Origin of the sequence: Paraburkholderia dilworthii (genome assembly GCF_000472525.1) — a bacterium.
Taxonomy (GTDB): domain Bacteria; phylum Pseudomonadota; class Gammaproteobacteria; order Burkholderiales; family Burkholderiaceae; genus Paraburkholderia; species Paraburkholderia dilworthii.
Genome location: NZ_AWZT01000019.1, coordinates 1 through 24,981 on the forward strand (window position 1 = coordinate 1; position 24,981 = coordinate 24,981).

The window sequence follows — 24,981 nt, forward strand, 5'->3', positions numbered from 1 at the left end:
CCATCAGTGAATCTCCCAATCAGAATCAGACGATGCCGCACGTGCTGTCGCAGCGCAGATATCGCCGCTGTTCGACCAACCCATGCAATTCAAACTAATCAGGAAAGCATATCGTTATGCAGCGTCAGACTGATATGGGAATGTCCTGAGAAAACTCCGAAAATCGACCGGCAAAATATTCGAGATGGTAAACGGGAGAAGTCAGCGCCATACATTCCGGTAGGGTCCGACGGCATCCATCCGGTGCAACAGACATGTGCGGCCGGTTGACCCATGTTCCACGCCCGGTCTATCGGGTTCCCGTGGCACGCGCCGTTCATCGCCCTAACCGCCGTTGCCGTGTTCCTGTCTACTGATTGCGAGGGATCTGGCGTCATCCCGGTATCAGACCAGCACAGGACTCCTATGGGAATGACGCGAAAAGAAGTGCGGAAAATTCAGATTGACGTGCGTCAGTGCCCGCGTCGAGCAGAAGTATCGCGGCGACCGCAGTGGCGTATGGATGCGCGACCTGCTTCGAACAGTGCAGACGCGCCGTTTGTCGTCAGTCCAACGCCAATCCCGAGTTGTCTCTAATCGGCAAGGCGCAGGTCGTCCAGCAGGTCAGGAACCTATCCACGCAGAGCGCGATAGCCGCGCCCCTGGTCCTGACGGCATCCAACAGATGCTGCGCACGGTGAAGGCGCAGCAGCTTGCCGCCGCCTCACCCCACCCCATCCCTCCTCCGCAGCGACTCCGGCAACCCACGCAGCACGATCAACGCACAAATCACACTCATCGTGCCGATCACATACAACGCCGGCGTCGTACTGCCGGTCAGATCCCGCACGCGCCCAACCATGATCGGACTCACGATTCCCCCGAGTTGCCCCAGCGTATTGATCAACGCGATGCCGCCAGCCGCGCCTGCCCCGGTCACCAGCTTCGGCGGCAGCGCCCAGAAGGCCGGTATCGACGCCACCACTCCCGCGCCCATCACGGCCAATGCGACGATGAGAAACCCCGTCTGTTCATCGAAGAAGCCCGCAGCAAAAAATCCGATTGCCGACATGAGGAGCAGCCCGAAAACGAACTTGCGCCGCTCGCCGGTCGCGTCGGATAAACGCCCCACCACGACCATGCAGATGGCGCCGCATACATACGGCACCGCCGTGAGCAAACCGATCAGCGTCGGATTGTGCGTGCCCGCCACGCGGATCAGATGCGGCGTCCAGAAATTCAATCCATACGACGCAACCTGAATCAGAAAGTAGACGAGCCCCAGCGTGAGAAAGCCCGGCGTCCTGATTGCGCCGAGCAGCGAATGTCCGGTCTGCGGATGACGGCTCTGCTGCGCGATCTGCTCAGCGAGAAACGACTTTTCAGCGGGAGACAGCCAGTTCGCATCCTCGATGCGGTCTTTCAGCAGCTTCAGCACGAGATAGCCGAGCAACACGCAAGGTAGCCCGCCGAGCAGGAACAACCAGTGCCATCCCGGCATGCCGAGCACCCCGTTCATGTGTCCGATGACGAGCCCGGCAAGCGGCGCACCGACCAGTCCCGAGAACGCCGACGCGAGAAACAGCATCGACGTAATCCGCCCGCGATAGCTCGGCGGAAACCACAGCGTGAGGTAATACAGCACGCCGGGAGCGAAACCCGCTTCCATCGCGCCGATTACAAACCGCAGCCCGTAGAACTGCCATTCGGTATTGACGAACACCATCGCCGCCGTCGCGAGACCCCACGAAATCATGATCCGCGCGATCCAGCGCCGTGCGCCAACCTTGTATAGAAACAGATTACTTGGTACTTCGAACAAAACATAGCCGATCACAAAGAGGCTTGCACCGAGACCATACGCCGTATCGGACAGACCTAGATCGCTTTGCAACTGGAACTTCGCGAAGCTGATATTGATGCGGTCAAAAAACGCAAACAGATAGCAGATCATGATAAGCGGCATCAGCCGCCATGCCACTTTGCGGATGATGGCCGCCGCGCCGTCCGCGCTTTGCTCGCGGCCGCCGGTTGCGATTGCGCCCAGGTCACTCATGTTCGTCTCCAATGCCGGATTCGGCGATGCCGTCCGGTCGTTTAGTGGATTAAGGAAGGTGAGATTTGCAGCACGTAATCCGGCACGGGATGCAGGTCGCTGTTGCGACCCGCCTTCGCCACTTGCCCGGGAACGTCATGGCCGAGCAAGTCCGGCAGTGCCCGCGACAACGCAAGCAGCTTCTCCAGATCGATGCCGGTCGGGATGCCCATCTCGTCGCACAGATTCACGAGGTCTTCCGTGCAGATGTTGCCGGATGCACCGGGCGCGAACGGACAACCGCCGAGGCCGCCCAACGCGGCGTCGAAGCGGCGCGCGCCGGCTTCATATGCGGCCAGCATGTTGGCGAGCCCGAGCCCGCGCGTATTGTGAAAGTGCAGCGTGAGCGCGGAAGGCGCCACGCGTTCGAGCACTCGCGTCACGAGCCGCGTCACCTGGCGGGGATTCGCCATGCCGGTCGTATCGGCGAGCGTGATGCCCTCGATGCCCATCTCGCGATACGTATCGACAATGCCGACCACGCGATCCTCGTCGATCGTCCCTTCGAACGGACAGCCGAACGCGGTCGCCACGGAGGCATTGAGCAACACGCCCGAATCCTTTACATGACGCACGATGTCGCCAAACGCCGTCAGCGACGACTCGCAACTCATGCGCATGTTCGCGCGGTTATGCGTCTGACTCGCGGACATCACAAGGTTGAGTTCATCCGCTTTCGCGGCCAGCGCGCGCTCGGCGCCCTTCAGATTCGGCACCAGCGCCACATAGATCACGCCCGCGTGGCGCTCGATCTGCTGAAACACCGCGTCGCCGTCACGCAGTGCAGGAATCGCTTTCGGCGACACGAACGAGCCCGCCTCGATGCGCGTGAAGCCCACCGTCGAGAGCGCGTTGATCAGCGCGATCTTGTCGGCCGTCTCGACCCATGTAGGTTCGATCTGCAAGCCGTCGCGCGGTGCGACTTCCTGCACGATGAGCTTGTCGGCGGGCTGCGTGTTCAACGCACGGTTCGATGCGTGGCTCATTGCACGGCTCCTTCGCGGCGCAGCCGCTCGATTTCTTCGGTTGCAAATCCGAGCTCGCTCAGCACGCTGCCGGTATGTTCGCCAAGCGCCGGACCTTGCCAGCGCACTTCGCCCGGCGTATCCGAAAGTTTCGGCACGATGCCCGGCATCTTCACCGACGCGCCGCCCGGCAGTTGCGCCTGCAACAACATGCCCCGCGCCTGGTAATGCGGATCGGCGACGATGTCCGCCACCGAATAGATGCGTCCCGCAGGCACTTCGGCGCGTTCCAGCGCGGCCAGCACGTCGTTGGTGGAATGGTGCGAGGTCCACGCGGCGATGGCGTCGTCGAGCATCGCGCAATGTTTGGCGCGGCCGTCGTTGTGAGCGAGCGCGGGATCGTCGGCGAGATCGGCCCGGCCGATTACCTGCATGAGCCGCCTGAAGATCGGATCGCTGTTGCCTGCGATCACCACATAGCCATCGTCTTCAGTGGGATACGTGTTGGACGGTGCAATGCCTGGCAACGCGCCGCCGCTGCGCTCGCGCACGTGACCGAGCAGATCGTATTCCGGCACGAGGCTTTCCATCAGATTGAAAACGCTTTCGACGAGCGACACATCGACCACCTGGCCCTCGCCCTGTCCGGTCTTCACGCGAAGCAGCGACATCAATGCGCCGATCACGCCGTGCAGCGACGCGAGCGAATCGCCGAGACTTACGCCGACGCGCGCCGGCGCGCCGTCTACTTCGCCCGTCGTATAGCGAATACCGCCCATCGCCTCGCCGATCGCACCGAAGCCGGGCCTGTCGCGATACGGACCCGACTGGCCATATCCGGAGATGCGGACCATCGTCAGTTTCGGGTTGATCGCGTGCAGCACGTTCCAACCGATGCCGAGCTTTTCGAGCGCGCCGGGACGCAGGTTTTCGATCACGACATCGGCCTCGGCCGCAAGCCGCTTGACGATCTCGACTCCATCCGCCGACTTGAGGTTCACGCAAACCGACTTCTTATTGCGCGATTGCAGATACCACCAGAGCGAGGTGCCCTCATGCAGCTTGCGCCATTTGCGAAGCGGATCGCCGGTTTCGGGCGCTTCGATCTTGATCACGTCGGCGCCGAACTCGGCCATGAGGCGCGCGGCAAACGGCGCGGCAATGAGAGTTCCGATCTCGACGACGCGGATACCCTGAAGGGGTCCACCCATGTGCTGTCTCCAAAGCAGTTTTCTGTTGGGAGACAGCTTGCAGGCATGCCGTGGCGGCGTCCAACCGCAATTCGCCAACGACCGTTCGCGAACGGCGAACGCTCAGGCGGCATCCGGCGGATTCATGTCGCCGGCGTGTGCGGACCGTCCGACGCCTCGACCGACCGCAGATGATCGAACAGCAGACGGCTCACCGGCGATAACGCGTCGACGTCGCGCACGGCCAGCACGAGGCTACGCTGCGACCATTCGTCTTCGAGTGGCGCGCCGACCAGTCCAAGCGGACGGCCCATGAGTTCATAGACCTTTTGCGGCAATACGCCGACGCCCATGCCGGCTTGCACCATCCGGCACACCGCGTCGAAACCCGGCACATGGATGCGCAGCCGCAACGGCTTGCCCGCCTGCCGCGCCGCCATATGCGTGCGCGCGTTGATGGAACTCGCGGCATGCAGACCGACGTGATCGCCGTCGAGCGTTTCGGCGAAGGCCACGCTCTTGCGCGTGGCCAACGGATGATCGTCGCGCATCACGAGCACGAGCGAATCGCGCCGATAATGCTCGACGTGCAGATCGCGTGTGTCGGCGTCGCCGGAACAGATGCCGAGATCGGCCAGGCTGTCGTCCACTGCTTCAACCACGCCGCCGCTCGGCCGCTCTTCGAGATCGAGCTTCACGCGCTCGTGCTCCAACTGAAACGCGCGCAAATCTTCGGGCAAGAATTCGACGATCGCCGACAGGTTCGCCATCATCCGCACGTAACCGCGCACGCCGCTCGCGTGGCCTGCGAGTTCAATGCCGATGTTTTCGATGTCGCGCATCACGCGCCGCGCGTGATGCAGCAGCGTTTCGCCGGCCGGCGTGAGGGTCATGCCGCGCGCGTTGCGTTGGAATAGCGTCGCGCCCACCGCCTGCTCGAGTTCGAGCAGGCGCTTGCTCGCAGCCGATACGGCAATCGCCTCGCGCTCCGCGGCGCGCGTGAGCGTGCCTTCTTCATAGACGGCGAGAAACAGTTGAAGCGTCGTGAGGTCGAGCTTGCGGAGGAGGTTCTTGATCACCATTGGCGCGGCGCCGGGAGTTCGGTCAGTGGGTAATCATCCCATATGCAGATGAGGAGCCGCTGTTTGAACGCACGGTCGCTCCACGATGTGTGCTCATGAACCATCGCGCCGATGTGCAACGGCTCTGCACCGAACTTCAACCGGATTGCGCTCGCCGTGCAGCGCGAAAGCGCGTTTGGTATGCTGGACCGCCTGGCATTCCACGCAAGTTGCCGCGTTGCGCACCGCGGCTCGCGCAATTCGCTCATCGTCACAGGAATCATTCGATGCCCACCGTCGCGATTGCGATCTTTCCCGGCGTGCAGGCGCTCGACGTCGCCGGGCCCGTCGACGTCTTCTCGGAGGCCAACCGCTTTATCGCGCCCGAAAAGCACTACGAGGTCACGCTGCTGAGCGCGGAACCAGCACCGCTGCGCGCGTCAAACGGCATGACGTTGATCGCCGACGCCACGTTCGGTCACTCTCGCGAGCCGTTCGACCTCGCGTTGGTCGCGGGCGGCCCCACACTACCGGAAGGCGACCCGCCCGATGCCCGCTTGCTCGACTGGTTGACGAACGTAGCACCTCGATGCGGCCGCTACGGTTCCATCTGCACCGGCGCTTTCGCGCTTGGCCATGCTGGCCTGCTCGACGCGCGCAACGTCACCACGCATTGGCAGCATGCGGCCCAACTGGCCGCGCAGTTTCCAAAAGCGCGCGTCGATTACGACCGCATCTATCTGCGCGACGGCCAACTGGTCACCTCGGCGGGCGTGACCGCAGGCATCGACCTGTCGCTCGCGCTCGTCGCCGAAGACCACGGTTCGCACGTCGCGCTGGCGGTGGCGAAGCGACTCGTCGTGTTTGCGCAGCGGCAAGGCGGCCAGTCGCAATTCAGCCCATACCTCACAGCACCCGCCGACGAAACATCACCGGTCGCGAAAGTCCAGGCGCACGTGATGGAGCGCATCCACGAGAGCTTCACGGTCAAGGCGCTCGCCGATGTCGCCGGAATGAGTGCACGCAATTTCGCCCGCGTTTTCGTGCAGGAAACGGGCGTGACGCCGCATGAGTTCGTCGAGCGCGCGCGTGTCGATGCGGCGCGCAAGCTGCTCGAAAGCAGCAGCGCGGCGCTGAAGGCAGTCGCCTACGATTGCGGTTTCGGCACGGCCGACCGCATGCGGATCGTCTTCATGAAAAGAATCGGCGCCACGCCGATGCAATACCGCGAGCGCTTTCGTGCAAGCTGAGTGCGTGCGTGCGTGCGTGCGTGCGCGCCGCGCCGCGCCGCTGCGCGCGGGAAACATGCGTGAGAAGATAACGGCATGCCAAAGCCAACGCTCAAGGAACGACATGAACTCCTCTTCTCCGATTCGCGCAATCGTCACCGGACACACACGCGGCCTCGGCGCGGCGCTCGCTGAACAACTGCTCGCACGCAATATCGCGGTGCTCGGTTTGTCGCGCTCGCGTCATGCGTCGCTCAAACAGCGCTTTCCCGCACTGCTCGAAGAAATCGAACTCGAACTCGCCGATACGGCGCGCGTCGCTCAATGGCTGGCGACCGATGCGTTGCGTGCATTCGTTGGCGGCGCAAGCACGGTCCTGCTGATCAACAACGCGGGCATGGTGCAGCCGATTGGTCCGATAGAAGGACAAGACGCGGCGGCCATTGCCATCGCCGTCAGCCTTAACGTCGCCGCGCCGCTGATGCTGGCGAGCGCGCTCGCCGCGGCAAGCCCGGACGCGAGCGATCGGCGCATCATGCATATTTCGAGCGGCGCGGCGCGCAATGCGTACGCCGGCTGGAGCATTTACTGCGCGACGAAAGCAGCGCTCGATCATCATGCGCGTGCGGTCGCGCTCGATACGAATCGCGCGCTGCGCATTTGCAGCCTCGCGCCAGGCGTGATCGATACGAATATGCAGGCGGAGATTCGCGGCACTGGCGCTGAACAATTCCCCATGCGCGAGAAGTTCGAGGACCTCAAACGCAACGGCCAGCTTTCCACGCCCGATCAGTCCGCGGCTCACTTGCTCGACTATGCATTGAGCGATGCATTCGGTGAAACGCCAGTGGCCGATATCCGCGAGATTGCGAAGCCGGCCTGACGCGCTGCCATTGTCGTAGCTCCCGAAAAACCTCACCTTTGAGCGCACGCGGCGATGATTCGCGTACTTTTGCAGCGGGTCATCGCACGAATCGGGCTCTGTATGCGGGGCTTCTCGCGCGTTGCTTTCGCTACTTGCTGGAAATACGATGGCGAACCGCACGCTCCCGAAAACGCTCACCTTTGACTGGAAGCCGTCAACGCCCGGCGGCGATCAGCGGTTTGGCAACTCCCGAAAACGCTCACCTTGGGAGTCGGGGACAGGCCGCAAAGCCATACTGGTCGGGGCATCGCCTCCGCCAAACAGACGGTTCCCGAAAACTCTCACCTTTTGAATCAGCGAATGATCGGGATACCCAGGTAAGAAGCCGTGGGCGCGATTCGATACACGAGCACTCGTGGGCAGCGAATCCGACTTACAAGAACGGTGAGGCGGCCTCGGTTGTACCGCTCACGGATCGATGCAGCGCGTCATCGGCTCCTGAATTTCCTCACCTTCGCGTGAACGACACGGCACGTGGAGCATCCTTTCATCACCGCGCGGGTCGGACCTTCAGCGGATTTGGCGCATTCCGGCAGCAACAAGCAGAGCAAACCGGGCGTTCGGCCCGTTCGTCGACTGGCTCCCGAAAAGGCTCACCTTCGACAATCGCGCCCCGCAATTAGCTCGCGAGCTTGCGAAACGTCTCAAGAACCGCGTCGCCCTTGAACGGCTTCACGATCCAGCCTTTGACGCCCGCCGCCTTGCCGCGCTCTTTCATCGCGGGGCTGCTTTCCGTTGTCAGCATGATGACGTTGACGGTCTTGTTCGCGAGTTCGCCGCGAATCTTTTCGACCATCGTGAGGCCGTCCATGTTCGGCATGTTGACGTCGCTAATCACGAGCTTGATGCCTGGACTGGCTTTCAGTTTCGCGAGACCGTCCTTGCCGTCCACCGCGGTGTCCACATCGAGACCGTTTTTCTTCAGAAAGCCGGCCACTTCGTCGCGCACCGTGCTCGAGTCATCCACTACCAGAATTTTCGACATATCTTTTCCTTCAACAATCCGTCGGAAGATCAAAACAGCTCCAGCTCACCGCTGGTTTCCTCGATGGCGCTCGTATCCGCGATGAAGTCGACCGGCGCAGACGCACAAACACATAAGGTCGCACCAAGCCGCGCAATGCCGCCGAGCGTCACCGAATACGAAGACAGCAGCCCTGGCTTTAGTTCATGCAGATGTGGCAAGCAACGCGCGCTCAGCACGTAGGGCGTCGACATGCCCAGGTCCGGGAAGTAGCGCAACAGTTCCTGGTTCATCGCGCCACAACACAGGTTGCAGATTTCCAGAAACGCATCCTGAAACGGCCGCTCGTCGCCTTCTTTCAGGTAATACGCGCGCGTGCTGTCGTTCTCGTCGAAATGAAGAATCAGCAGCAGTCTGAATACGATCGACGAAATGGTCAGTACGACCACCTGTGTGCCAGGTGTCGCGTGCGTGTCGGCCTGTGCGATGGGCACGATGTCGCACGGATCGTCCGGACTCAACGGCAAGCGCGCCTGCGCGGCCTTGCGAAAAATACGCTCGAAGCTGTCCTTTGCGTGGGCCGTAATCACGCGGGCACCTCGTCCAGCTTCGAGTGAAACTGACTGGCCATCGACTCCACGCTCGCAAGCGACGCCGCAATCATCTTGCCGCCCGCCTGAATGTCCTGAAACGTCGAGGTCGTGGTCAGGTCGTTGCGATGCAGGCTGTCGCGATAGCTCTTCGACAATTCCTCCGAACGCGCGGCGAGCGAGCGTACTTCGCTCGCCACCACCGCGAAGCCTCGGCCGGCGGGGCCCGCGCGTGCCGCTTCGATCGACGCGTTCAGCGACACGATCACCACATGCCGCACGATCGACGACAACTCCTGGTTTTTCGCGTGCATGTCGTGGTTCTGCGTCATCAGCGAGATCATTTGCTCGTGCCAACGCTCGAACGCGGCGCCGAGACTTTTCAGGCGCGCGGCTTCACTGGCAAGTTGCCTCGCCTGTTGTGCCCACTGCGCCTTGTCTTCGGTCAAGCCTTTGAGCGTCGCGCGCAGTTCGTCGACGCTTGCCGATCGCTCCATCAACTCGGCGCGCAATTGGGCTGTTTGCGTTTGCAGTTCATGCGCGGCCTGCTCGCGCTCGTGGGTCGATACGTCGAGCGAGGCCTGCTCGGTCTCGAGTGAATCGATTCGCGCTTGTGCATCGGCGCGTAGTCTTGCCGTAAGCCTCGCAACGTACAACCGATGCGCGGCGAACCCGAGCAACGCGGTCGCGGCGCTGCCCGCCAGCGCCGCCAATAGATACTGTTGAATCACAACCATTCCTTGAAGGGCGCCGCGACGTGCGGCGCAAAAATGCTCAGCGCGTCATTGCGTCGATGCGAACTTCGCCGTCTTCGTTGCGAGACTCGGTGCCGAGCGTGTCTACGGCGACGCTGTCCGGCAGACACACGATAGTTTGAAATTGACGGAAGGCCGCGCCCTTGTGATCGTCGGTGAAGCGCAGTTCGATGCTGCCGTTTTCGCGCTTCAGGAAATCGCGCACCGCATCCATGCCGACGCCTCGCCCCGACACCGCAGTGACGGTGTCCGCTGTCGAAAAGCCAGGCCGGAAAATGAACTCGGCGATGCCTTCGTCGCTCGGTGTTTCGTCCGCGCCGATCCAGCCGCGCTCCACCGCAATGCCGCGTATCCGTTCGAGCGCAAGGCCACGGCCGTCGTCGCTGAGTGTGATCTGCAATGCACCGTTGTCCACGCCGACCTCGATCGAAATAGCGCCGGCCGGCGTCTTGCCTGTCGCGCTGCGGGCCTCGGCGGGTTCAATGCCGTGATCCATCGAGTTGCGCAGCAAATGCATGAACACGTTGTTCAGCGTGCTCGCCGCCTCGGCGCGCAGCCGGTAACCGTTGTCGTCGATATGCACGGTCGGCGCCGGCTTGCCCAACTCGCTTGCTAGCGACGGCAGCGAGCCGAGCACGCCTGACAGCGCATCGCGGATGCTTTCGCTGCCGAGCGCGCGCAAATTCCGGCGCAGTGTCTCCTGCATCGCCCGAAATTCGTGCGGCTCGCGTGCATCCGACCTGTCGAGCAGATTCAACGTGTGCTGGATCTGTTCCTTGTCGACCATCACATAGCGCCCCGCATTGCCGGCATCGTTTTGCTGCGCTTTGCCCTTGCGGCCAAGACTCTGTTCGTTGATCCTCGCGTAACTCTCGATTGCCTCGCGCACACGTGTCAGCTCCCGCATCAGATGCTCCTGATCCCACGGGCGATCCGCGTCCGGCTGGCGCAGTTCGTGATAGCTCTGCTCCGTTTCGTGAACGACGTCGGTCAGATGCTGCAAGTTATACGTGCGCGCGTTGCCCTTGATGGTGTGCATATTGCGGAACAGTTCGGCAATCGCCGCATGGTCCGCCTCCGAATGCTTGCGAATGATGCGCTCGTTCTCGCTGATAAAGCCCGCCGAGCTCTCGATGAAGTGATGAAACTTCTCTTCGCTGACAGCAAGGATTTCACCGATCATGTCGAGGCGCCGGCGCTGCTCGCTGGCTTGCGCAGCGAGCTTGCGCAATTCGGTCACGTCGCGCACACACAGCATCAAGCGGACGATCGTGTCGTTTTCGTCGGTAATCGCGGACCAGCTCAGATCGAGTACTTTCACGCGGCCATCGGGCATGCGCTTCGAAATTTCGCCGACCAGCAGATGCTGGTTGAACGCGAAATTGATGCAGTCTTCGCCGAGGCACGCATGCGCGGCGGCGTCGACTTGCGACAATGCATCGGCGCCCAGGTCGGTATCCGCGAACACGAGATCCATGAGTCCGCGTCGGGCAATGTCCTTCGTCTCGAAGATGTCTTCCAGATACGCCGAGTACTCCGCGTGGATCACGGCGCCGTCGATCACGGTCAGAATGCCCTGCTGCATGTTCTGCAACATTGCCTGAATGTCGGCGGTTTTCTGTTTGAGTTGCGCCGAGCTTTGCTGGATCTTTTCGATCATGCCGTTGAAGGCGACAATCGAATGGCCTATTTCGTCGAGCCGCCCAACCGGCACGCGGCGCGTGAAGTCCTGGCTCGACGCGATCTCGCTCATCATCGCCTGCATGCGGCTAAGCGGGCGCGTGATCTGACGGTAGAGCAATGCGCCGATCGAAGTCAGCAAGATAATCGCGATGCCGGTCACGACAGCGATCGCAGTCGTCGTGGTCGACAGTGTCGCGTTGAGCGCGGTAATCGCTTCGTCTTTCTCGCGGTTTTTCTCGACGCGCAGCGTCTCGACAATGCCTTCGAGTTCGTCGCGATACTGCGCGACGTTCGCAAACAGATACGCCTGCGCGAGCTCGTTCTTGCCGTCGGCTTTCATTTTCGCCGTCTCGGCAATCGCGGAGAAATAGTTGTCGAGACTGTCGCTGGCCTGCGAAACGAGGCCCTTTTGCGCATGGCTCGCCGCGTCTCTCGCTTGTACTGCCAGCGCCTGTTGCAGCACGATTCTTTTCTTCTTCAGTTCGTCCTGCGCCTGCGCGACAACGTCGCCGTCGGGCGCGTAGACAAGCGTCATCGTAGCGAGCTGCACGTCCTTGACTTGCGACACAAGGTCCGCTGAAGCGAGCGCGCTTGGCACCACGCCTTCGGTGACCTTGCGCACTTCGGCTGCGCTGCCGCGCGTTTGATAGACGGCGTAGCCGCCAATCGCGGATAACGCAACGAACATTAAAACAACCAATAGCGTGATGCGATGACGGATAGTCATGTGAACCCCGGGTTCTGGCCTTCGCGTCTGCCCTCGTTTGGAGCAGCGCGTTTTTATGCGAAATGAAATCGTGCTTGCAGCGCTGCCGAGTATTGCCGACGCGTGTTACTAAGCGATGACTACAAACTTTTATCCGCATTCGGAGGCGCAAATTTATTTCTCAAGTTTTCGGCGGCTATGCCGTTAATTTACGGTCATTAATTTTCGCGTTGTCACCATTCCAACAAACTGCGCGTCCATGCTGAAACTCCATCTGAACCGTGGAGCGATGCGATGAACGTCAGCGTGCGCAGCTATCTTTCTCCGACACTCGTATTACTCGCGTTCGATTGGCCCGAAGGCGGCACGCGCGACGATTTTCTCGGCTTCGCGATCAAGCGCACGCCGGGCTTTCTTTCCGCCGATGGAAAACGACGCGAAGCGAGCAGCTGGCTGCCGAACCGGCTGACGTTCAATGGCGCCGTGCGTGACACGCAAAAGGACGCGCCGACCAACGAGGCGCCGATCCAGAAATTCATGTGGTGGGACGCGCGTATCGACGAAGCGGATCGCGAGAAGTCGTTCACGTATCTGGTGTATCCGGTGGTCGGTACGCCACACGCGCTACATCTGCTCGACGCGCAAAAGGGCGAATGCAAGCTGACGTTGCCGTCGCATATCGAAGCGGGCATCGGCACGTGGTTCAACCGCGCGGTGGTCAGTTCGCAGGCGTTCGCGCGCAAGGTCGCGGCGCTGCACCTTGCGCCACACGAGGCGCCGTCAGCGGAGCAGGCGTTGCGCCTGCGCACATGGCTCGCGAACGATTTGCAGAATGTGTTCTCTTTGACACTCGGCGATGCGCGCCGCGCGGCTTGTGCCGTGTATCACCTGACCGACCCGTTATGGGCGATTCCGGCACTCGCCGCGTTCGGCGCAAAGCAGGGTAAGGCGTCGCTCGCGATCGTGTACGACTCTCACGAAGTGCCAGAGAAGGGCACGCCGCCGGCACCGTCGCCGAATCAACCCGCTGTCGAACAACTGGCCGATGTCGCGACCTTCGCGCCGCGCGACAAGACGCACATCATGCACGATAAGTTTATCGTCACGGACAACGGCAACGGCGAAGCCGCGCCCGCACGCGTGCTGACGGGTTCAGCCAACTTCACGAGCGAGGGCATCACGGAGCAGGCCAACGTGCTGCATCTGTTCGATTCGCCGGAACTCGCCACGCTTTACAGTGAGCGCGCGAAGGCGCTGGCGGGCAACCCCAGTATTGCGGAGACAGCGAAACTCGCGCCGGGCTGGTCGGACGCGGTCACAGTGGGCAGCGCGAAAGTACGCGTCTGCTTCTCACCGGAACCGAAGAGTTCGCGTTTGCAGATCGATACGATCGTCGATGCTATCAAGAAGGCGAAGCATTCGGTGGTGTTCTGCCTTTTCATGCCGACAGACGCGCCGTTGCGCGACGCGTGCTTCGCGGCCGGCGACAAGGGTTTGATGATGTTCGGCCTCGTCAACCACATTAGCGTTAAGTCCGCGCAGGCAGCGCAAGAGGCACAGGAAAACGGGCAGATCGTCACGACCACCGCGCTCGCCAACATGGAGTTGTATCACCGCGGGCGCGACCAGCACGACGTGATCGATGCGGAATACTTTTTGCCCCGCCTCTTTCCTGCCGAAAGCGCACCCAGCTACGCGCCTGTGATCATTCACCACAAATTCCTGGTGATCGACGCGGAAGGCGCGAATCCGATCGTCTACACAGGCTCGGCGAATATGAGCAACAACTCGGAGCACTTTAACGACGAGAATTTGCTGGAGATTCGCGACCGCCGCATCGCAAGCACGTATCTCGCGGAATTTTTGCGGCTTTATGAGCACTACCGCGCGCGAGCTTTGGCGATACGTCAGCGACACGGAGGTACGCGCCAGCAATTGATGCTCGCACCGGACGGCGCATGGTCGAAGAAATACTTCGTTAGGGATAGCCCAGAAGAGAAAGCGCGCGTTGCGCTCGCTCACGGCGCGGATTGAACAGCACAAGGCAGGCGGGAGGCAAAGCACGCTCCCGCGCTCCCGTATTCCCTCACCTCAAAGATAAAAGTGCGCCGACAGGTATGCACATACTCACCTCGCGGCTCCCGAATATTCTCACCTGACGGGCGGCGATCTCCTGGAACTCCTCACCTTTTAGCCGGACGCCGCGCGAAATACCCGCGTCGAATACTCGAAGGTGCGGCTCGAATCCTGGGATCACTCACCATTGCGCGCCTGGCAACGTCTCCTGGAACTCCTCACCTTTGCACCGAATACGTCCCACGGTGACACCGTCTCCTGGAAATCCTCACCATCCTGGAATTGCTCACCTTTGACGGCCGTACGCGGGCGCAGCGTATCTTCCTGCGGCGCGTTACCGCGTCAGCTTTACGACGTTCGAAAGTCCCGGTCCGGGCGAGGCGCCAAAGCTGTATGTCGAGCGGCCGCCGCGCTTGGCTACGTACATGGCCGCGTCCGCGACGTCGAGCAATCCCGCAATCGTCTGGACGCGGTCGGGAAAGGTGGCGATTCCGATGCTCACGCCAATTGCAAAACGGCCGCGATACTCTTTCTCGCCGACGGCGCGAACGCTCGAAATAAGACGCTCCGCCAGTTCTCTCAATCGCGAGTCGTCACCGCAATCGGTCGCAAGCAGCACGAATTCGTCGCCGCCGACACGAGCCAGCATGTCGTTGTGTCGCGTCGCCGTCCGCAGCGATTCGGCGAGCCGGCGCAGCAATACGTCGCCGGCGCTATGGCCCATCGCGTCGTTGACATTCTTGAAGCCGTCTATATCGAGGTACAGAAGCGCAATTCGCTGTGAGTCGGCCGCTTTGCCCGAGAGCGCGTCGATGGTTGCAAGCAGCCGACGGCGATTCGGGAGCTCCGTCAGGATGTCCTGCGCCGCTTGCTGATCGAGTGCGTTCGAATACGCGTGCACCCGGGCGAACGCGCGACGCTGGATATAGACCGTATAAACCATCAGGCAGCACACCAGCACAGCGATGGCGACCAGCGCGGCGCTTCCGAACACGAGCCGCTGGTGAGCGTCCTGTGTGGCGACACTTCGTCTTTCGCGCCAGTCGTTCAGCAGCAGCCCGAGGTCCTCGCGCAACGCATCCATGTATTGCTTGCCTTCGTTCGTCTGCACGAGCGCGATGGCGGCCGCACGGTTGCCGCTGCGAGCCAGTTCGATAGTGCGCGCAAGTTCCGTCACCTTGTCGGTCTTCGCATGCTCGAGGCGGCGCACGAGTTCGATAGACCGCTCGTCGCTGCTCGCTACCTGTTGCAATCGCAGCACCGTGTCGTCGAGATCGCGAACGCCCTGGCGATAAGGCACCAGGTAAGTCTCGTCGCCAGTCAGCAGGTAGCCGCGCTGGCCGGTCTCCGCATTCTCCAGATCGTGCAGCACGCGATTGGCGGCGCCCAGCACGGCGAATGCTTCCTCGTCGCGCAGACCGTCCGCGACGATGATCCGCGCTTCATACACAAACAGACCGGCGGCGACCAGCAAGCCAATGGCCATGCTGACGTAAAGCGCAATGAAACGGTTACGGTCAGCTTTCGCAGAGCGGAACAAACGCGCGGGCACAAGGGGCTCCAAGGCGGTGTGGGGTGGGGCAAGGGCGCAATGATACTGGAGAGCCGTGACGGGCCTTTGCCAGGTGTTTCGCGAGGCCGCCAGGAAGTCCTTATCGGCTTCACGCTGTGCGTCGCAAATGTGGCGACACCTGCTATCAATCCAACGTTGCGAGTAACCCAGGTGGCAGCGACCGCCCGTGCTGCTCGCCGGCGAGCGCGGCGGCGGCAGGCTCTATGCGCATGCGGGCCGGCGTGGCCTGAAGATCGTTCGTTGCGTTTTCATCAAAACAGCTTCGCCCAGCCTCCCGGCTCATGCACGCTAGAACTTTACCTTCACCTGAAAGCCGATGGTGAACGGCAGGTCGTCGGACGGAATCGGCGGAATCACGATGAAGTTCGCGCCCACTCGCTTGTATTCGACCATGATGAGCGGCGCGAGCACCGGTCCGATCGTATGGTCGCGGCCGAGTCCCCAGTTGCCATAGTTGTAGCCGGAGATGACGCCGCCCATCGCCGCGATTCGCACGATGCCCCAATGCAGGAAATCGGGCGACCAGACGCCGCCGCCGTAATACGACGGCCGACGCAGCGAATTGCGGAAGCCGCCCGCCGTCAGCGCCCATTGATTATTGAGCCAGCATTCGACGCCAAGCCCCGGATTGAACTGTTCGAAATGCTTGTCGGGGTCGGGATTGATGTGATACGAGCCGAGCATTGCGTCGACCCATACGCCGCCCTCGCACCAGTTGCCCGCGTGTGCTGCGGAAGTACCGGCGAAGCCCGCGACGAGCGCGAATAATGTGTGGCCAATGTGCTTGCGGATGTTCTTGCTGATCTGCCGAAGATGCATGTCCTCTCCATCACCGGTCGAGCGCCGGCGCGATGCTGTTCTGGTATTTGTGCGTGCCGCCCGTCGCGCACTGTACCGCAAGCCACTCATGCGATGTTGAAGACGCACTCGGGCTTGCGGGCACAAGACGTGCCGGCAAGCGGCAGCACAACCATAACGGAGGACCGATGGCAAAGCGGTAAAGGCGCCTCGCGCGCCTTCACGTTGCGTGATGAACGGCTACAGACCGAGATCGGAGAGACCGGGGTGATCGTCGGGGCGGCGGCCGAGCGGCCAGTGGTACAAACGGTCTGCTTCGCGAATCGGCAGGTCGTTGATGCTCGCGTGACGGCGCGCCATCAATCCATGCTCGTCGAACTCCCAGTTCTCGTTGCCGTACGAGCGGAACCAGTTGTTCGAATCATCGTGCCATTCGTAGGCAAAGCGCACGGCGATGCGGTTATCGGTGAATGCCCACAACTCCTTGATCAAACGATAGTCGAGTTCCTTCGCCCATTTGCGGCGCAACAACCCGACGATTTCCGCTCGGCCATGCGTGAACTCGGCGCGGTTGCGCCATATGCTATCCGGCGTGTACGCGAGCGATACGCGTTCGGGATCGCGAGTATTCCAGCCGTCCTCAGCGGCTCGGACTTTCTGGATCGCGGTTTCGCGCGTGAACGGCGGCAGCGGTGGGCGGCTTTCGATTGGATCGGCCATGAGGTTCCTCGCTTATTGGTCGTTGTGGTCGGGTTGTGGTCAGATTGCTGTCCGCCTGGACGGCGGGGACTTGCTTGAAGATCGACGTGAGGCCGTGCTGCTAGCGGACCCGTTTGGCTTGCCGGTCGATTGCGCGTCGAGCAAGGTCCGAGCGACGGCCTGCGCGTCGAGCGCGGCGTCAGGCTCGCCGCTAACCAGAGCAACGGCGATCGCACCGTCGAGCAAAACCAGCCATTGCCGCGACAAACGCGCGGCGCGCCTTGCGTCCGCATTCGTTTCCGCAAAGAACGCGTTGCATTGCGTGCGCACGAATGCCAGCAGGCGTTCCTTGTGTTCACGCGCGACGACGCGGATCGGGTCTTGCGCGGAAGCGATTTCGCCGGCAGCGTTCAGAAACGCACAACCGTGAAAGTCCTCCGACGCGAACCATTCACGCAATACGTCGAACATGCGGAGCAGGCGTTTGCGCGCGCTCGTGCCGCCGCGCTGCTGAGTGCCTGCGATAAACCAGTTCATCCAGCGTTCGTCGCGCCTTTCCAGCGCGGCGGCGACGAGCGCGTCTTTCGATTCGAAATGCGTGTAGAAGCTTTTGCGCGCGGTGCCGGATTGCCTGACGATTGCATCCACGCCGGTTGCATGAATGCCGCCCGCGTAGATCAACGCTTCGGCGGCGTCCAGCAGTCGCTCGCGTGCACCGGGCGCTGACGCTTCTTCAGTGCGAGTATGAGTAGCCATGTCCGAAGAGTAGAACGATCATTCTCCACCGTCAAGCTGACCGCATTTTGCGCGCGGCTGCCGTCAACTGTTATCTTGATCGCGATCAGTCAACCGGAAGCCACTTGATGAATACATCGACTGCCCGCGCCATCGTCGTGCGCACTTTGCTCGCGGCAACGCTGCTCTCTGCAATGGCATGCACGCCACTGCAGGTGCTCACGCATTCGGTCAGCCAGAACGAGGCACGCGTGCCGCCTGGGCGCTACGATCTCGACCACGATCATTGCAGCATCACGTTCGACGTCGAACACTTCAAGTATTCGCGCTTCACGATGCGGTTCGACCGTAAGAAAGGGCAGTTGGACTGGAAGGAAGGCGGCCTTGAGGGCAGCAGCGTGTCCGTTGCGATCGACGCCGCGAGCATCGACACGAATGTGCCGCTGCTCGACAAAATGGTGAAAAGCCCGAGCCTGCTAGACGTGGAGCGCTATCCGGAAATCCGTTTCGTGAGTACGGGGTTTGAGCGCACCGGCGAATCTCGCGGCACGTTGACGGGCGATCTGACCATTCACGGCGTAACACAACCCGTCACACTCGATGTCACGTTCAACGGTTTCGCACCCGATCCGCTAACGAAGAAAGACACGCTCGGGTTTTCGGCGGAAGGCCGTTTCAGCCGCGCGAAGTTCGGACTCGCGACATGGTACCCAGCGGTCGGCGACGATATTCACGTGCGCATTCAGGCCGAGTTTGGCAAAACGCCCGCAGGCGCCTGAGCACGCTGCGGGCGTTTGCGACACGACAAGCAGTTGTGTCCTATGCCGAAGTCCAGTCGAGAATGACCTTGCCGCTTTCGCCGGAGAGCATGGTCGCGAACGCCTGCTGATAGTCGTCGACCTTGAAATGGTGCGTGAGGATCGGCGACAAATCGAGACCGCTCTGCAGCATCGCGACCATCTTGTACCAGGTCTCGAACATCTCACGTCCGTAAATGCCCTTGATTTCGAGGCCTTTGAAAATCACCTGCGTCCAGTCGATCGCCGTTTGCGCGGGCGGAATACCGAGCAGCGCGATTTTGCCGCCGTGGTTCATTGCTTCCAGCATGCCGGTGAACGCGTCCGGAACGCCGGACATTTCGAGGCCAACGTCGAAGCCTTCGGCCATGTGCAGGTCGGCCATCACGTCGCCCAACGATTCACGCGAGACATTCACTGCACGCGTCGCACCCATCTTGCGCGCGAGTTCGAGCCGATAATCGTTGATATCGGTGATCACGACGTTGCGCGCGCCGACGTGCCTGGCAATCGCCACGGCCATGATGCCGATCGGCCCCGCGCCTGTGATCAGCACGTCTTCGCCGACGAGATTGAACGAGAGCGCGGTGTGCGTGGCATTGCCGAACGGATCGAAAATCGCCGCGAGGTCGTCGGAGATTTCAGGCGGAATCTTGAACGCGTTGAACGCCGGAATCACCAGATACTCGGCGAACGCACCTTCGCGATTTACGCCGACACCCACCGTATTGCGGCACAAATGCCGGCGCCCAGCGCGACAGTTGCGGCAAAAGCCGCAAGTGATGTGCCCTTCACCCGACACACGGTCGCCAATCGAAAAGCCGCGCACTTCCTCGCCCATGTCGACGATTTCGCCCACGTATTCATGACCGACATGCATCGGTACGGGAATCGTTTTTTGCGCCCAGTCGTCCCACTTCCAGATATGAATGTCGGTGCCGCAAATAGCGGTGCGCTTGATACGGATCATTACGTCGTTATGGCCGACTTCGGGCACCTTGACGTCAGTGAGCGTGAGACCGGGCGCGCGTTCGAGTTTTGCCAATGCTTTCATATGCGTCCCGTTTCAGATGACACCCAGTTCGCGGCCGACGCGCGCGAATGCATCCACGGCGCGGTCGATCTGTTCGGTTGTGTGCGCCGCGCTCATTTGCGTGCGGATGCGCGCGCGGCCCTTCGGCACAACGGGGAACGAAAAGCCGATCACGTAGACGCCTTCGTTCAGCAACGCATCGGCCATTTTCGATGCGAGCTGCGCGTCGCCGAGCATGACTGGAATGATCGGATGCTCGCCGGGCACGAGCGTGAACCCGAGCGCGCTCATCTTGTCGCGAAAGTGCGCACCGTTTTTGCGCACACGCGCGCGCAGTTGCGCGCCTTCGTCGCTTGCGAGCAATTCGAGCACTTTCAGCGATGCAGCAGCGATGCTCGGCGTCAGCGTGTTCGAAAACAGATAGGGGCGCGACCGCTGGCGCAGCAAGTCCACGATTTCCTTGCGCGCGGCGACGTAGCCGCCCGATGCGCCGCCGAGCGCTTTGCCCAGTGTGCCGGTGATAATGTCGACGCGCGACAGCACCCCGCAATGTTCGGGCGTGCCGCGCCCGTGTTCGCCGACAAAACCAACGGCGTGCGAATCGTCGACCATCACGAGCGCGCCGTAACGATCCGCGAGATCGCAAATGCCGGCCAGGTTGGCGATGATGCCGTCCATCGAAAACACGCCGTCTGTCGCGATCAGCGTATAACGCGCGCCGACCGCGGCGGCCTCCTGTAGCTTCGCTTCGAGATCGGCGAGATCGTTGTTCTTGTAGCGAAAGCGCTTGGCCTTCGAGAGTCGCACGCCGTCGATAATGCTGGCGTGATTCAACTCGTCGCTGATGATGGCGTCGTTCTCGTCGAGCAGCGTTTCGAAGAGACCGCCGTTGGCATCGAAACAGCTTGAGTAGAGAATGCAATCGTCAGTTTGCAGAAATTCGGCGAGCGCTTCTTCGAGTTGCTTGTGCACGGTCTGCGTGCCGCAAATGAAACGCACCGACGCCATGCCGAACCCGTCGTTGTCGAGCCCTTGTTTTGCGGCCTCGATGAGCCGTGCGTCATTGGCCAAACCGAGATAATTGTTCGCGCAAAAATTCAGCACGCCAGTACCGTTGGCGAGCCGAATGTCAGCCGATTGCGGGCTGGCGATCACGCGCTCGCTTTTGAAGAAACCATCGGCGCGAATCTGCTCCAGGGTGCCGCGCAGATGAGCGAGGTATTGGTCACGCATGAACGAGACTCCTGAGTGAGTGACAGACGAGGCAACACATCCACCGCCTTGGGTGCTTTCAATATAGGCGGAGACGAGACGGCCTGCTATAGTTGGCTGTCAGTTCTATCGGAAATTTTCGTTTTTTCGAACGAAATTCCGGTATGTCGAACAACTTTAAACGATGGGTCAGGAAATGGCAAGTTTGGGTATCCGCCGTGCGACGACTGGCGCCGCGTCCGCTCCCAATGCAATGGCGGCTCCGGCAATCGCGGCGCCGCCGCGCGTCGGCGAGCAGATTCAGCGTTTGCGCGCCGAACGGCGCATGACGCTCGACGATCTGTCGCGTGCGGCTGGCGTGTCGAAATCCATGCTTTCCGAGATTGAACGCGACAAGGCGAATCCGACGATTGCGGTGGCCTGGCGGCTGACCAACGCGCTCGGCGTCAGTCTCGATTCGCTGTTTGCGCCGCAAAAGACGCCGGAGGCGATCACCGTCGCCGGTCCGCACGAGATTCCCACGCTGAGCGGGCATGAGTCGAAATACCAGTTGCGGGTGTGGGGGCCGATCGAGCTGGCGGGCAAGTTCGAGTGGTACGAGTTGACGCTTCAGCCGGGCGGGGCGCTGGTATCGAACGCGCACGAACCCGGCACGCGCGAACATCTGACGGTGCTGCAAGGGTCGATCGAGGTCGAGGCAGCCGGCGCCACGAAGCGACTCAAGGCGGCGGACACTGCGCGCTATGTCGCGGACGAGCCGCATGCTATCCGCAATGCCGGCAAGGGCGAGGCGAAAGCGTTGCTGGTGGTGATTCACGGCTGAGCCCAGCTTCGTTCCGCGACTGCGTGAAGTCGTAAGACGCTCGCAGACGGAATCACGAAGCGTTCAGGTTGCGTCGAATACTGTATGTTTGTACAGTATAGGATATCGACTGGAGCCGATAATGAACGACCTGACGACCGAGCCAACCGACCGCGGTCTGGCTGCGCTGCGCTATCAAACTGCGGCGCGCGATCTCGAATATATCGTCCGCAACATCGCCGCGCGCTATATCGTGCGGCAGGTGCCGCTTACCTGGCGCCTGCTTCACGCAATCGAAGCCGAGGCGCTTGCGGACCTCGGATTTGCCAGCCGGCATGACGCGCTCATGCTCGGTCTGTTCCAGCGGCCGTCCGACCTTCCTTATCCGGAAACCGACGAAGCGGTGGACTTCGGCATGTCGACCGCGTTGCCCGCCGTATTCGCGTTCGCCGTCTCAGCCTACGAGCAGGCGGCTCAAGGCGCCGCGCAACGGACATCCCAACATGCTGCGCCCAGGCGAGTGCGCGCTTGGGGCGGCTGAGCGTCGGGTTCGTGGTCGAGCCTACAGTGTGCGCAACTAACTGAAAGACAGCATGGGCGAATCAGCACAATTCGCGTGCCGTCGATGAACCGGATCCGGCCGCACCGCTCTTGCCGGAGCCCAGTTGACAGGCGTTTCACGAGGAAGCCAGATACGGCGGAGTCCTGAAACCTCTCACGTTTGGGGTCCCGAATTTCCTCACCTTTGACCGCGGTCCGGCCGTCGCTTCAGACAGGTGCCGAAAGCGAGCCGCTGGACAAAAACTGGCTCACCGCTTCAAGCCGTGAATTGCCGAGCCCGGACGAGTGCTCGCATTCCGGACATTGCAATTCAAACCGGTGATCGACCTGCGAAAGTTCCGGCTCACCTTCGTCGCACTTCGGGCAACGCAGCGGCAAGCGGACATGGCCGTCCGCCGCAGTGCCGATGGTCCGCAATTCGTCGCTCCTGAGCCGGCCGGTTTCGACGAGCGAGCACAGCAGACCGCCGATCGCCGGATCGATACCTTGCTGGCTGCGCAGCGCCGCGACCTCTTTTGTCAGCGCGTCGACCTCGTCCGATTGTTCGCGTAACTGCGCGTCGAGCCGGTCGCCGCGCGCCTTCGCCGCCGCAAGTTGCTGAATGAACTCGAACTCCTTGCGGCTCGCGTCGCGCACGCCCGACTGATAGGTCGCGGCCATGCTGCGCAACGAATCCAGTTCGACGAGCATCGGTTTCACCCGGCGCTCGGCTTCCGCGACGGCGTCTTTGATCTGCTGCGCGTAATGTTCCGTGCTTTGACGCAGTTCGATATGCAGGGCGTCGATGCGATCACGCAGCGTTGTGTTGGTCGCCTGCTCGGTGTCGAGGCGTTGGCGAAGTGTTTCGTTCTCATTCTCCAGCCGACGCACCGTTGCCTGGAGGCCTTCATGGTGAGCGGTGCCGTGCGTGGTGACGCTCGACAGTTCGTTTTCCAGCGCCCGAACTCGCTCCCACGCAGTTTCGGCCCGTTGCTCGCTCCGCCTGATTGCGTCCTCGGAAGCGTCGCGGCGAATTTCGGCGTCGCGTGCACGTTGTTCCGCTGCGGCGATTTGCGCGCGCGCTTCCTCGCGTTCGGCGTCCAGGGTAGTGCGGGCTTGTGCGACAGCTTCTTCGAAAAGTGCGCCGAGCAGTTCTCCCGCGCGTTCCTCCAAAGCTTTTGGGATGGCTCCCGCTCCCACCTTGATCCGCGACACGTTGCGGATACGTTCCCAGAAGTGGTCGATGTCTTTTGGTATGTCGCTCGCGCTGCCGGTTTGGGTCAGGTCGCGCACCGCAGCCATCGATGGGCGGACGCCCAGATCGAAGAACAATCGCTTGCAGGCGTGTAGGGACAATTCCTGGCGGCGGCTGCCGCGCGTTCGCATGGCGTCAAGTTCCTGACGGATAGCTTGGCGTTCGTCGTCCTGATTCATAAAGGCCTCGATCGTCATAAACCGAATGAATCATAACAATTTACGTATCAGTTGCTACATTTTTCTTTCGTTACTTTTTCCTTGGGGTTCGATATGCCGTGGAACTGCCACTTTGTCTGCGCAAAGTCGTATGGGGAGGGTTTTTTCGTGAAACAAAACTAAGAACCACGGGCAACCGATTGTAAATGAAGACATTTTATGGCGTTGGCCTTCACACAGCATTGTTTCACGATGCGCAACTAGCCAGCCGCTTAGGGGTAAGCGTCTATCCGAGGGGCTCTCCAATGCTAGAGAGTAATAAAAGTAAACACCCTTGAACCCATGTTAAAAGCGTTAACGCCTCGGCAAAAGCTTGCCTGGCGGGGCTTTTGGCGGAGCAAGGTGAAGCTTTTCGGGAAGCTTGGTGAGGTGCTGCGGGAATCTGCAGTGATGAGGTTCGGGAGACACGGTGAGTAGGTCCGGGACAGTTCGTGAGCGGGTTCGGGAGGCCCCCTCGTAACGCGGGTCAGTGCAAGGTGAGATTTTGCGGGAGTTCATCGGCCGCAAGCGTCCGACAGCGCGAGACAGTGATCGCTCACGCGGTCGTAGCGAAGGTGAGCGCTTTCGGGACGGTCGCGGCGCGGCCGTTTTACCCATATTTGGCGTCCCAAAAAAGCCGAGGTGAGCGAAGACAGGAGCAAACCCGAACGGAAGGTGAGATTTTACGGGGCTTCACAGCCCGTTTTGCCTCAGTTTCGGGCGATGCAAGCTGTCAGGTGAGCCTTTGCGGGAGGCGCTTGCGGCCAAGGCACCGCTCCGTACATGACGAGGGCAGCCTGTGCGGCGATTATCCGATGCAAAGGTGAGGAAATGCAGGAGCGGTTGCTGACATTGCTCGCGGCTCGCCAAAATTCGAGGCCCACCAGCAAAAGGTGAGACTTTTCGGGAGGGATTGTGGCCGATTTTAAGGGTAAAGGTGAGCTAATCCGGGGACGCGAGGCGCTTTGTTGTCCGCGAAAGACCAGCGGACGGGACGTTCCTCTCCATCTGCTCGATAGTACATAAATGGCTAGGGTGAGAGTTTTCGGGAGTATCAAGTCCTCGAATGCGGGCTGGAGCCACCGGCAAGACAGCGTTAAGGTGAGACTTTTCGGGACTCGC

General features: G+C 61.3%; 21 protein-coding genes. 6 read left to right on the forward strand and 15 right to left on the reverse strand.

Annotated elements, in window-relative coordinates; all coding sequences use genetic code 11:
* Positions 1-703: 703 nt before the first annotated feature.
* The 4 genes from F759_RS0117645 to F759_RS0117660 form a co-directional block, all read right to left on the reverse strand.
* Positions 704-2,035, reverse strand: a complete 1,332-nt coding sequence (locus F759_RS0117645) for an MFS transporter (RefSeq protein ID WP_027801048.1) — start codon at positions 2,033-2,035, stop codon at positions 704-706.
* 41 nt (positions 2,036-2,076) lie between these two features.
* On the reverse strand, positions 2,077-3,060 hold the full coding sequence (locus F759_RS0117650) for a hydroxymethylglutaryl-CoA lyase (protein ID WP_027801049.1): 984 nt from the start codon (positions 3,058-3,060) through the stop codon (positions 2,077-2,079).
* A complete protein-coding gene (locus tag F759_RS0117655; protein ID WP_027801050.1) occupies positions 3,057-4,250 on the reverse strand; it encodes a CaiB/BaiF CoA transferase family protein in 1,194 nt (397 codons plus the stop codon). The genes F759_RS0117650 and F759_RS0117655 overlap by 4 nt, the downstream gene beginning before the upstream one ends.
* A gap of 122 nt (positions 4,251-4,372) precedes the next feature.
* Positions 4,373-5,311, reverse strand: coding sequence for a LysR family transcriptional regulator (locus tag F759_RS0117660; protein WP_027801051.1), 939 nt, complete (start codon positions 5,309-5,311; stop codon positions 4,373-4,375).
* Between the two features lie 266 nt (positions 5,312-5,577).
* Here F759_RS0117660 and F759_RS0117670 point away from each other — a divergent pair, with 266 nt between their 5' ends.
* On the forward strand, positions 5,578-6,540 hold the full coding sequence (locus F759_RS0117670; protein WP_027801053.1) for a GlxA family transcriptional regulator: 963 nt from the start codon (positions 5,578-5,580) through the stop codon (positions 6,538-6,540).
* Between the two features lie 103 nt (positions 6,541-6,643).
* A complete protein-coding gene (locus F759_RS0117675; RefSeq protein WP_027801054.1) occupies positions 6,644-7,402 on the forward strand; it encodes an SDR family oxidoreductase in 759 nt (252 codons plus the stop codon).
* A gap of 661 nt (positions 7,403-8,063) precedes the next feature.
* Here the strand turns inward: F759_RS0117675 and F759_RS0117680 are convergent.
* The 4 genes from F759_RS0117680 to F759_RS0117695 are packed head-to-tail and all read right to left on the reverse strand — an operon-like array spanning position 8,064 to position 12,163.
* Entirely contained in the window at positions 8,064-8,429 is a 366-nt protein-coding gene (locus tag F759_RS0117680) for a response regulator (RefSeq protein WP_007178665.1), read from the reverse strand.
* A gap of 29 nt (positions 8,430-8,458) precedes the next feature.
* Entirely contained in the window at positions 8,459-8,998 is a 540-nt protein-coding gene (locus tag F759_RS0117685; protein WP_027801055.1) for a hypothetical protein, read from the reverse strand.
* On the reverse strand, positions 8,995-9,729 hold the full coding sequence (locus tag F759_RS44855; protein ID WP_027801056.1) for a methyl-accepting chemotaxis protein: 735 nt from the start codon (positions 9,727-9,729) through the stop codon (positions 8,995-8,997). Before F759_RS44855 ends, F759_RS0117685 begins: the two co-directional genes overlap by 4 nt.
* A 43-nt stretch (positions 9,730-9,772) precedes the next feature.
* A complete protein-coding gene (locus tag F759_RS0117695) occupies positions 9,773-12,163 on the reverse strand; it encodes a HAMP domain-containing protein (RefSeq protein ID WP_027801057.1) in 2,391 nt (796 codons plus the stop codon).
* A 273-nt stretch (positions 12,164-12,436) separates the two neighbouring features.
* Between F759_RS0117695 and F759_RS0117700 the strand changes: the two genes are divergently transcribed.
* The gene (locus F759_RS0117700; RefSeq protein WP_027801058.1) at positions 12,437-14,176 is read left to right on the forward strand and encodes a phospholipase D-like domain-containing protein; all 1,740 of its coding nucleotides are present in this window, start codon (positions 12,437-12,439) and stop codon (positions 14,174-14,176) included.
* A gap of 376 nt (positions 14,177-14,552) precedes the next feature.
* Here the strand turns inward: F759_RS0117700 and F759_RS0117705 are convergent, their stop codons facing one another.
* The 4 genes from F759_RS0117705 to F759_RS0117725 all read right to left on the reverse strand — a co-directional run bounded on the left by F759_RS0117705 (position 14,553) and on the right by F759_RS0117725 (position 18,044).
* Complete coding sequence (locus tag F759_RS0117705) at positions 14,553-15,770, reverse strand: diguanylate cyclase domain-containing protein (protein WP_027801059.1); 1,218 nt, start codon at positions 15,768-15,770, stop codon at positions 14,553-14,555.
* 309 nt (positions 15,771-16,079) lie between these two features.
* Positions 16,080-16,610 carry a hypothetical protein gene (locus F759_RS0117715; protein ID WP_027801060.1) on the reverse strand — a complete coding sequence of 177 codons (531 nt, stop codon included), beginning with the start codon at positions 16,608-16,610 and terminating at the stop codon, positions 16,080-16,082.
* Between the two features lie 219 nt (positions 16,611-16,829).
* Positions 16,830-17,309, reverse strand: a complete 480-nt coding sequence (locus tag F759_RS0117720) for a nuclear transport factor 2 family protein (protein WP_027801061.1) — start codon at positions 17,307-17,309, stop codon at positions 16,830-16,832.
* A 39-nt stretch (positions 17,310-17,348) separates the two neighbouring features.
* The gene (locus F759_RS0117725) at positions 17,349-18,044 is read right to left on the reverse strand and encodes a TetR/AcrR family transcriptional regulator (protein WP_027801062.1); all 696 of its coding nucleotides are present in this window, start codon (positions 18,042-18,044) and stop codon (positions 17,349-17,351) included.
* Between the two features lie 107 nt (positions 18,045-18,151).
* Between F759_RS0117725 and F759_RS0117730 the strand changes: the two genes are divergently transcribed.
* Positions 18,152-18,802, forward strand: a complete 651-nt coding sequence (locus tag F759_RS0117730; protein WP_027801063.1) for a YceI family protein — start codon at positions 18,152-18,154, stop codon at positions 18,800-18,802.
* Positions 18,803-18,842: 40 nt separating this feature from the next.
* Here the strand turns inward: F759_RS0117730 and tdh are convergent, their stop codons facing one another.
* Both tdh and F759_RS0117740 read right to left on the reverse strand, forming a co-directional pair.
* Complete coding sequence (tdh, locus tag F759_RS0117735; RefSeq protein ID WP_027801064.1) at positions 18,843-19,874, reverse strand: L-threonine 3-dehydrogenase; 1,032 nt, start codon at positions 19,872-19,874, stop codon at positions 18,843-18,845.
* A 12-nt stretch (positions 19,875-19,886) separates the two neighbouring features.
* Complete coding sequence (locus F759_RS0117740; protein WP_027801065.1) at positions 19,887-21,086, reverse strand: glycine C-acetyltransferase; 1,200 nt, start codon at positions 21,084-21,086, stop codon at positions 19,887-19,889.
* 175 nt (positions 21,087-21,261) lie between these two features.
* On the opposite strand from F759_RS0117740, the gene F759_RS0117745 reads away from it, so the two are divergent.
* Positions 21,262-21,888, forward strand: coding sequence for a helix-turn-helix domain-containing protein (locus F759_RS0117745; protein ID WP_027801066.1), 627 nt, complete (start codon positions 21,262-21,264; stop codon positions 21,886-21,888).
* A 121-nt stretch (positions 21,889-22,009) separates the two neighbouring features.
* Positions 22,010-22,408: a DUF2471 family protein gene (locus tag F759_RS0117750; protein WP_027801067.1), complete on the forward strand. Its 399-nt coding sequence runs from the start codon at positions 22,010-22,012 to the stop codon at positions 22,406-22,408.
* Between the two features lie 227 nt (positions 22,409-22,635).
* Here the strand turns inward: F759_RS0117750 and F759_RS0117755 are convergent, their stop codons facing one another.
* Positions 22,636-23,841, reverse strand: a complete 1,206-nt coding sequence (locus tag F759_RS0117755; protein WP_027801068.1) for a DNA-binding protein — start codon at positions 23,839-23,841, stop codon at positions 22,636-22,638.
* Positions 23,842-24,981: the final 1,140 nt, after the last annotated feature.